This is a genomic window from uncultured Rhodospira sp. (genome assembly GCF_937138205.1).
GTDB lineage: Bacteria > Pseudomonadota > Alphaproteobacteria > Rhodospirillales > Rhodospirillaceae > Rhodospira.
Genome location: NZ_CAKZOT010000003.1, coordinates 53,718 through 61,407, shown reverse-complemented (window position 1 = coordinate 61,407; position 7,690 = coordinate 53,718). Strand labels below are relative to the sequence as shown.

The following is a 7,690-nucleotide window of genomic DNA, read 5'->3' as shown; positions in this document are numbered from 1 at the left end:
GTTCGCAGCCGTCGTAGGGTGCGTCTGGAGGCGGCGACGCCGCCGACGACGCACCAGGTGGCCGCGACGGCCGCGAGGCGGTGCGTCGCCCGCCGCGTTCGCGGCGGTCAGACGCACCCTACGAGCTGGCTGGCCCGCGCGCCGGTGTAACGCACACCCGTCAGTTTCGCGCGCCGGAGGCGTCTTCTTCATCCTGCTCGGGAAACAGGGCGCGGGGTCCGCGCGGCGCGCCGACGGACTGCGGCACATGGGCGTCCAGGAACGCCCGCACGCGGCCCGCCGCCCCATGTTCGAACAGGTCGACGTGCGTGCCCTCGGCAAAGACGACGACGTCGCTGCGGCTGTTGCCGGCGTCCAGGGCGTTTTCCCCCAGCGTGTAGGCCATCTCCAGCGGCACCAGATCGTCCCGTGCCCCATGCATGACCAAGAGCGGCGCGCGAAGGGCGCGCACGGCCTCCAGGTTGTCGAACGGATGACGCAGCAGCCAGGACGCCGGATAGATGGGGTACTGACGCCGGGCCATGGCCACAATGGACGTGAAGGCCCCTTCCAGCACCACGGCGGCGGCGCCCCGCTCGACAGCCAGCGGCAGGGCCGTGGCGGAGCCGATGGACTCGCCGTAGTGCACCCGCCGGGCCGCGTCGATGCCCTGCGCGTCCAGCCAGTCCAGCGCGGCCTGTCCGTCCAGCCGGAACCCGTCCTGTCCCGGTGTGCCCGGGTTGCCGTTATACCCCCGGTAGCCCACCATCAGGACGCCATAGCCCGCGTCCAGCAGGTCGCGCGCCTTGTAGGCGCGCCCGGCCATGTTGCCCGCGTTGCCGTGGAAATAGACGATGATCAGGCCGTGTTCGGTGGGCGGCGCGTACCACGAGGTCAGGCCCAGCCCGTCCGCCGTGGTCAGCGTCACGGGCCGCAGTTCCGGCGCCTCGGTTTCGGACGGCGGCGGCGGGGGTGGTCCGGGGGCGAACAGAAAACTCTCCTGAAAGGCCCACAGGTAGGCCCCGCCGGCCAGATAGAGCGCCAGCACCCCGCCCGCGATACCGGCGATCCAACTCAGCATGGGACCAGGTCCATCCGGGCGTCTGAGGCACGGCTGAGCATGGAGGCGATGGCCTTCGAGGACACGAGGAACGACACAGCGAGACACACAGGAGTCCCGCATTTTTTAATCGCGCGGCGAAGGCAAAGCAGCCCGAGGCCGGCCCTGCAGGACTGCGCCGCATCGAAGCGCGACACGACGGTGCACCCTGAGGCCTGAGACTTGCATCATGTGTCTACAAAGAAAAGCATAATGTCGTTGCCGACGGCGGGAACGCCCATTACCCCGCCGTCGCGTCGGTCTTGGCCTCGACCCGCGCGGCCAGGGCGGCGGCCATGAAGCGGTCCAGGTCGCCGTCCAGCACACCCTGGGTGTCCGACGTCTCGACCCCGGTGCGCAGGTCCTTGATCATCTGATAGGGCTGCAGCACGTAGGACCGAATCTGGTGGCCCCAGCCGATGTCCGTCTTGGAATCGGCCAGCGCCTGCGCCTCCGCCTCGCGGCGTTGCAGTTCCGCTTCGTACAACCGCGCGCGCAGCATGTTCCACGCGTGGTGCCGGTTCTGGTGCTGCGAGCGTTCCGACTGGCACTGCACGACGATGCCCGAGGGCATGTGGGTGATTCGCACCGCGCTGTCGGTGCGGTTGACGTGCTGACCGCCGGCGCCGGAGGCCCGGTAGGTGTCGATGCGGCAGTCCTTCTCCTGGATCTCGATCTCGATGCTGTCGTCGATCACGGGATAGACCCAGACGGAGGCGAAACTGGTGTGGCGCCGCGCCGAGCTGTCGAACGGCGAGATGCGCACCAGCCGGTGCACGCCGCTTTCGGTCTTCAGCCATCCGTAGGCATTCGTGCCCTTGACCTGCATGGTGCAGGACTTGATGCCGGCCTCCTCGCCCTCGCTTTCCTCGACGTAGTCGACCGTGTAGCCCTGGGAGTCGGCCCAGCGCGCGTACATGCGCTGCATGATGCGCGCCCAATCCTGGGCCTCGGTGCCGCCGGCGCCGGCGTTGATTTCCAGATAGCAGTCGTTGCCGTCGGCCTCGCCCGAGAGCAGGCTTTCCAGTTCGCGCCGGGCGGCCTCGTCGCGCAGGGACCGGAGGGCCTCCTCGCCTTCGCCGATGCTGTCCTCGTCCCCCTCGGCCTCGCCCAGCTCGATCAGGGTGCGGGCGTCCTCCAGCTTGGCCTCCAGGTCGCGGAAGCCGGAGATGGCCTCCTCCAGACGGGTGCGCTCGCGCATCAGCTTTTGCGCCGCGTCGGGCTTGTCCCACAGCGTGGGGTCCTCGACCAGGGCGTTCAGCTCCTCAAGGCGTCTGACCGCGTTGTCCCAGTCAAAGATGCCTCCTCAGCAGCGCCATCGACTGCTGGATCTGATCGACAAGCGTTTGCGCCTCGGCGCGCATGGGGGTGTCTCCGTCTCTAGGGCCAATTCGTGAGGGCAGAGGACCATAGTCGGCGCGGGCCGGAGCGTAAAGGGTCGGGTCGGGTGCGATTCATGGGGTGGCGCCATGCGGTATTCCGTCGGATACTTCCGACCGCCTGTACAATGATCGCATCAGGAGGAAACGTCATGCCCATCCCCGCCCCGCGCCGTTCGGCGCCCGTGCTCGCCGCCGGCGCGCTGGCCGCGGCCCTTGGCGCCGCCGCCGCCCCCGCCCAGGCCGAGACGTTCCGCTGGGCCTTCCAGGGCGACTTCCAGGCGCTGGAGCCCTATGTGCTGAACGAGACCCACACGCTCGGCACCCTCAGCAACGTGTTCGAGGGGCTGGTGCGCCGCGACAAGGACCTGGGCATCGAGCCCGCCCTGGCCGAATCCTGGGAGATCGTCGATCCCACCACCTGGCGCTTCCACCTGCGCGAGGGCGTCACGTTCCACAACGGCAACCCGTTCACCGCCGACGATGTCGTGTTCTCGCTGGAACGGGCGGCGAAGCCGGGCTCCGACATGTCCAGCCGTGTCGCCGCCGTGGAAGAGGTGCGCAAGATCGACGACTTCACCGTCGACATCGTCACCAAGACGCCCTATCCGATCCTGACGTCGGACATGACCGATCTGTACATCATGGACCAGGAATGGGCCGAGGAGCACGACGCGGTCGAACCGGCCAGCGTCAAGGCGGGCGAGGAGAACTACGCCACCCGCCACGCCAACGGCACCGGCCCGTTCATGGTGACCGAGCGCCAGCCGGACGTGCGCACCGTGTTCGTCCCGAACCCGGACTGGTGGGACGAGGCGACCCACAACATCACCGAGGCCATCTTCACCCCCATCACCAGCGACGCCACCCGTGTCGCCGCCCTGTTGTCGGGCGAAATGGACCTCGTCTATCCGGTGCCGCTGCAGGACGCGCCCCGCGTTGAGGCCGCCCCCGGCGTCGAGATGCTGGCCGGCCCCGAAACGCGCACCGTCTTCCTGGGCATGGACCAGTGGCGCGACACCATGTTCGAGGGCAGTGTGACCGACGCCAATCCGCTGCAGGACCCGCGCGTGCGCGAGGCCTTCTACCGCGCCATCGACATCCAGGCCATCAAGCAGAAGATCATGCGCGGCAACAGCTATCCGGCGGCGCTGCTGATCGGGCCGCAGATCAACGGCTTTGATCCGGCATTGAACGACCGCCCGGCGTTCGATCCGGAGCGGTCGAAGGAACTGCTGGCCGAGGCCGGCTATCCGGACGGCTTCGAGATCGGCATGGACTGCCCCAACAACCGCTATGTCAACGACGAGGCCATCTGTCAGGCAGTGGCCGGGATGCTGGCCAAGGTCGGGGTCCAGGTGAACCTGCTGGCGCAACCGAAGAGCAAGTACTTCGCCAAGGTGCTGGCCTTCGAGACCAGCTTCTACCTGCTGGGCTGGACGCCCTCCAGCCTGGACGCCCACAACCCGTTGCGCGACCTGATGTCCTGCCGCGAGGAAGGGCAGGGCAAGTTCAATCTGGGCGGCTACTGCAATCCGCGCGTCGACGAACTGGCCCACGCCATCCAGAGCGAGATCGACCCCGAGAAGCGTCAGGCCATGATCACCGAGGCGTATTCGATCGTGAAGGACGACTGGGGCTACATCCCGCTGCACCAGCAGCCGCTGTCCTGGGGCAAGAAGGAGTCGATCGACCTGCACCAGCGCGCCGACAACATCTTTGAGCTGAAGTATGTGACGGTGGAGTAAAACCGGCGTCCGGCGGGGCGGAGCGGGGCGACGATCCCGTCCCGCTCCGCCAAAGGCTCGCCCCACCCATCACCGATCCCCATATCGCCAGTGGCACGACGTTGGCGAGGGAGGGACCTACGCAATGAGCAGACTGACGGTCTCCCTGTCCGAGGACCTGACGGCCTTTGTCGGCGAGCAGATGACCGAACGGGGATACGAGAGCGGCAGCGACTCTGTTCATGACCTGATCCGCAAGGAACGCGACAGGCAGCGCCTTCGTGGCCTATTGCTGGCCGGCGCGGCGTCCGAACCAGATACCCCGGCCGATGCGGCGTGGTTCGAGGCATTGCGTGATCGCATCCGGGGCCACGCAGGCCAGTGATCCGAAAACCGGATGATCCATTCGCACGCGCCGGCATGATGTACGATTCTGGCGGAAACCAGCGGCGTTGGATGTGTATGAATCAGATAGCCAACGGGGCGAGGTGACGGCCAACGCCAACCGAACTGGAACGGATCAAACGGACTTCGTATGATACCGGCTGGCCGCGTTTCCCGTGTGCCGACGGCCAGCGTGCAGGCTATCACGCTCCAAACGTGAACCAGTCCGGACACTCGCGCAGCAACGGCTGGCGGCCGTCCTTGTCGGACAGCACCGGGGCGTCGAGTCCGTCCGGCAGCGGCCACGTGATCCCCAGGTCGGGGTCGTTCCAGGCGATGCCCTTGTCGCAGTCGGGGGCGTACAGGTTGGTGACCTTGTATTCGACCTCGGTGTCCGGCTCCAGGGTCAGGAAACCGTGCGCGAACCCCACCGGCACCAGGATCTGGTTCCACTCGGCGGCGCTGATGGTGGCGCCGACCCATTTGCCGTAGGTGGGCGAGCCAGTGCGAATATCTACCGCCACGTCGAACACCGCGCCCTTGACCACGCGCACCAGTTTGTCCTGGGCCATGGGCGGGATCTGGAAGTGCAGGCCACGCAGCGTACCCGGCGTCGCCGACATGGAATGGTTGTCCTGCACGAAGTCCAGGTGAATGCCGGCGTCGGCCAGGGCCTTTTTGTTGTAGGTCTCGGAGAAGAAGCCGCGGTGGTCGCCGAACTTCCTCGGCCGGATGATCTTGATCTCCGGGATCTCCAGCGCCTCGACCTGCATCGTTGTGCCTCCCTCGCGCGACTGCCGTTCGCGGGTCGGTTTAGGCCCCATGCGCGGCCGGGACAACCCCGAAACCGCATGACACCAAGGCTCCGGGTCCGCTATACCCCCAGACGCGACAGGTGTGCAGAGGAGGCGGGGTCTTGAAAGTACTTGTCACCGGCGGGTGCGGCTTCATCGGCTCGGCCGTGGTCCGCCATGTCCTGGAGTCCACGGACGCCCAGGTGGTTAACGTCGATGCCTTGACCTATGCCGCCAATCCGGCCTCGTTGGCGGACCGCGCCGACGATCCGCGCTATGCCTTCGAGCAGGTCGATATCCGCGACGGCGCGGCGCTGGAGCGGGTGTTCCGCGCGCACGATCCCGACGCGGTCATGCATCTGGCGGCCGAAAGCCATGTCGACCGCTCCATCGATGGCCCGGCGGACTTCATCGACACCAACATCGTCGGCACCTATCAGCTTCTGGAGGCGGCGCGGACGCACTGGAAAGGGCTGACGCCGGAGCGCCAGGCGGCTTTCCGCTTCCATCACGTCTCCACCGACGAGGTCTTCGGCACCCTGGGCGAGACCGGTCTTTTCACCGAGGAAACGCCCTACGCCCCCAACAGCCCGTACTCGGCGTCAAAAGCCGGGTCGGATCATCTGGTCCGGGCGTGGCACCACACCTATGGCCTTCCGGTGGTGTCGTCGAACTGCTCCAACAACTACGGTCCGCGCCAGTTTCCGGAAAAGCTCATCCCGCTGATGATCCTGAACGGGCTCGACGGCAAGCCGCTGCCGGTCTACGGCAAGGGCGAGAACGTGCGCGACTGGCTGCATGTCGAGGACCACGCCCGGGCGCTGTGGCTGGTGTTGACCACCGGCCGGGTGGGCGAGAGCTACAACGTCGGCGGCGACAGCGAGAAGCGCAACATTGAGGTGGTGGAAACCATCTGCGACACGCTCGATGCCCTGCGCCCCGCCGAGCGGCCGCGCCGCGACCTGATCACCTATGTGACCGACCGGCCGGGGCATGACTTCCGCTACGCCATCGACGCGACCAAGATCAAGCGCGAGTTGGGCTGGGCGCCGACGCACGACTTCGCCGGCGGCATACGGCAAACGGTCGACTGGTATCTGAACAACGAGGCGTGGTGGCGACCGCTTCGCGCCAGCGTTTACGACGGCCAACGCCTGGGGACGAAAAAATGACGGCACGCGTCCTGGTGACCGGCCGCACCGGACAGGTGGGCACCGAACTGGCCCGCGCCCCCTGGCCGGCCGGACTGGTGCCGGAGGTCGTGGGGCGCGAGACCCTGGACCTCGCCGATCCCGAGCACGCCGCCGAGGTGGTGCGCACGGGCGGGTACGCGCTGGTCATCAACCCGGCCGCCTATACCGCCGTGGACAAGGCGGAAGAGGAAGAAGATCTCGCGGTCCACATCAACGGCGAGGGGCCGCGCGCGCTGGCCATGGCCTGCACCGACGCCGGCATTCCGCTGATCCACGTCTCCACCGACTACGTGTTCGACGGCGCCAAGGACGGCCCGTACACCGAGGACGACCCGGTGGCCCCGCTGGGCGCCTACGGTCGCTCCAAGCTGGCGGGAGAGGTGGCGGTGCGGGCCGAGTGCGCGCGTCATGTGATCCTGCGCACCGCCTGGGTGTTCAGCGCCCACGGCAAGAACTTCGTCAAGACCATGCTGCGGCTGGCGGCCGAAAAGCCCGAATTGCGCGTGGTCGCCGACCAGCACGGCAGCCCGACGGCGGCGCACGATATCGCCCGCGTCCTGGTCGAGATCGCCCGCCAGATCGTGCTGGAAGGGCGGAACGACGCCTGGGGCACGTACCACTTCGCCGGCGCCGGCCCGACCACGTGGCATGGCTTCGCCGAGGCCATCGTCGCCGCCCAGGCCGAACGCACCGGCGCGCGCCCGCCGGTGCATCCCATCACCACCGCCGAGTTCCCGACCCCGGCGCGACGGCCGGCGAATTCGGTGCTGTCCTCAGCCCGGCTGGAAGAGACCTTCGGCATCACCCCGCGCCCCTGGCCCGACACGCTGGCCGAGGTGCTGACGGACCTGGGGGCGGCGTAGCCGGCACCGTCACGGCAACCGGATGGGCACGTCGGGTGTGAGTGATCCTGCGGCCCGACCGAGTGGCCCATGGGTGCGCCTGTCTCGCAAACGTCATGCTCGCGCGCGTTGACAAACCGAGTGGCGTTGGTCACTATCCCCTCTTCCTTGGGCCGTGCGTGGGCAGCGTGCGGCCCGTTGGTTTTTTCACCCGGGTCCCTTCGGTCAGGACATCGGCGAGCCGCGGCACCCAAGGGGTGCGGCGCGGCCAAGCGATTCCCGATCGGCGGCTC

General features: G+C 67.7%; 7 protein-coding genes. 4 read left to right on the top strand and 3 right to left on the bottom strand.

The window, feature by feature from the left end:
• Positions 1 to 160: 160 nt before the first annotated feature.
• Both Q0309_RS00700 and prfB read right to left on the bottom strand, forming a co-directional pair.
• Positions 161 to 1,060, bottom strand: coding sequence for an alpha/beta hydrolase (locus tag Q0309_RS00700; RefSeq protein ID WP_299436214.1), 900 nt, complete (start codon positions 1,058 to 1,060; stop codon positions 161 to 163).
• 259 nt (positions 1,061 to 1,319) lie between these two features.
• A protein-coding gene (gene prfB / locus Q0309_RS00695; RefSeq protein WP_299436211.1) for a peptide chain release factor 2 occupies positions 1,320 to 2,442 on the bottom strand; the annotation gives its coding sequence in 2 pieces (ribosomal slippage) (positions 1,320 to 2,372 and positions 2,374 to 2,442; 1,122 coding nt in all).
• Between the two features lie 167 nt (positions 2,443 to 2,609).
• On the opposite strand from prfB, the gene Q0309_RS00690 reads away from it, so the two are divergent.
• Positions 2,610 to 4,205: an ABC transporter substrate-binding protein gene (locus Q0309_RS00690; RefSeq protein ID WP_299436208.1), complete on the top strand. Its 1,596-nt coding sequence runs from the start codon at positions 2,610 to 2,612 to the stop codon at positions 4,203 to 4,205.
• Between the two features lie 124 nt (positions 4,206 to 4,329).
• Complete coding sequence (locus Q0309_RS00685) at positions 4,330 to 4,569, top strand: type II toxin-antitoxin system ParD family antitoxin (protein ID WP_299436205.1); 240 nt, start codon at positions 4,330 to 4,332, stop codon at positions 4,567 to 4,569.
• 202 nt (positions 4,570 to 4,771) lie between these two features.
• Here the strand turns inward: Q0309_RS00685 and rfbC are convergent, their stop codons facing one another.
• A complete protein-coding gene (rfbC, locus tag Q0309_RS00680; RefSeq protein ID WP_299436202.1) occupies positions 4,772 to 5,341 on the bottom strand; it encodes a dTDP-4-dehydrorhamnose 3,5-epimerase in 570 nt (189 codons plus the stop codon).
• Between the two features lie 143 nt (positions 5,342 to 5,484).
• Between rfbC and rfbB the strand changes: the two genes are divergently transcribed.
• Both rfbB and rfbD read left to right on the top strand, forming a co-directional pair.
• Positions 5,485 to 6,534 (top strand): dTDP-glucose 4,6-dehydratase, encoded by a 1,050-nt coding sequence (gene rfbB, locus Q0309_RS00675; RefSeq protein ID WP_299436199.1) that lies wholly within the window; start codon positions 5,485 to 5,487, stop codon positions 6,532 to 6,534.
• A complete protein-coding gene (rfbD, locus tag Q0309_RS00670) occupies positions 6,531 to 7,418 on the top strand; it encodes a dTDP-4-dehydrorhamnose reductase (RefSeq protein ID WP_299436196.1) in 888 nt (295 codons plus the stop codon). Before rfbB ends, rfbD begins: the two co-directional genes overlap by 4 nt.
• The last annotated feature ends 272 nt before the right edge of the window (positions 7,419 to 7,690 follow it).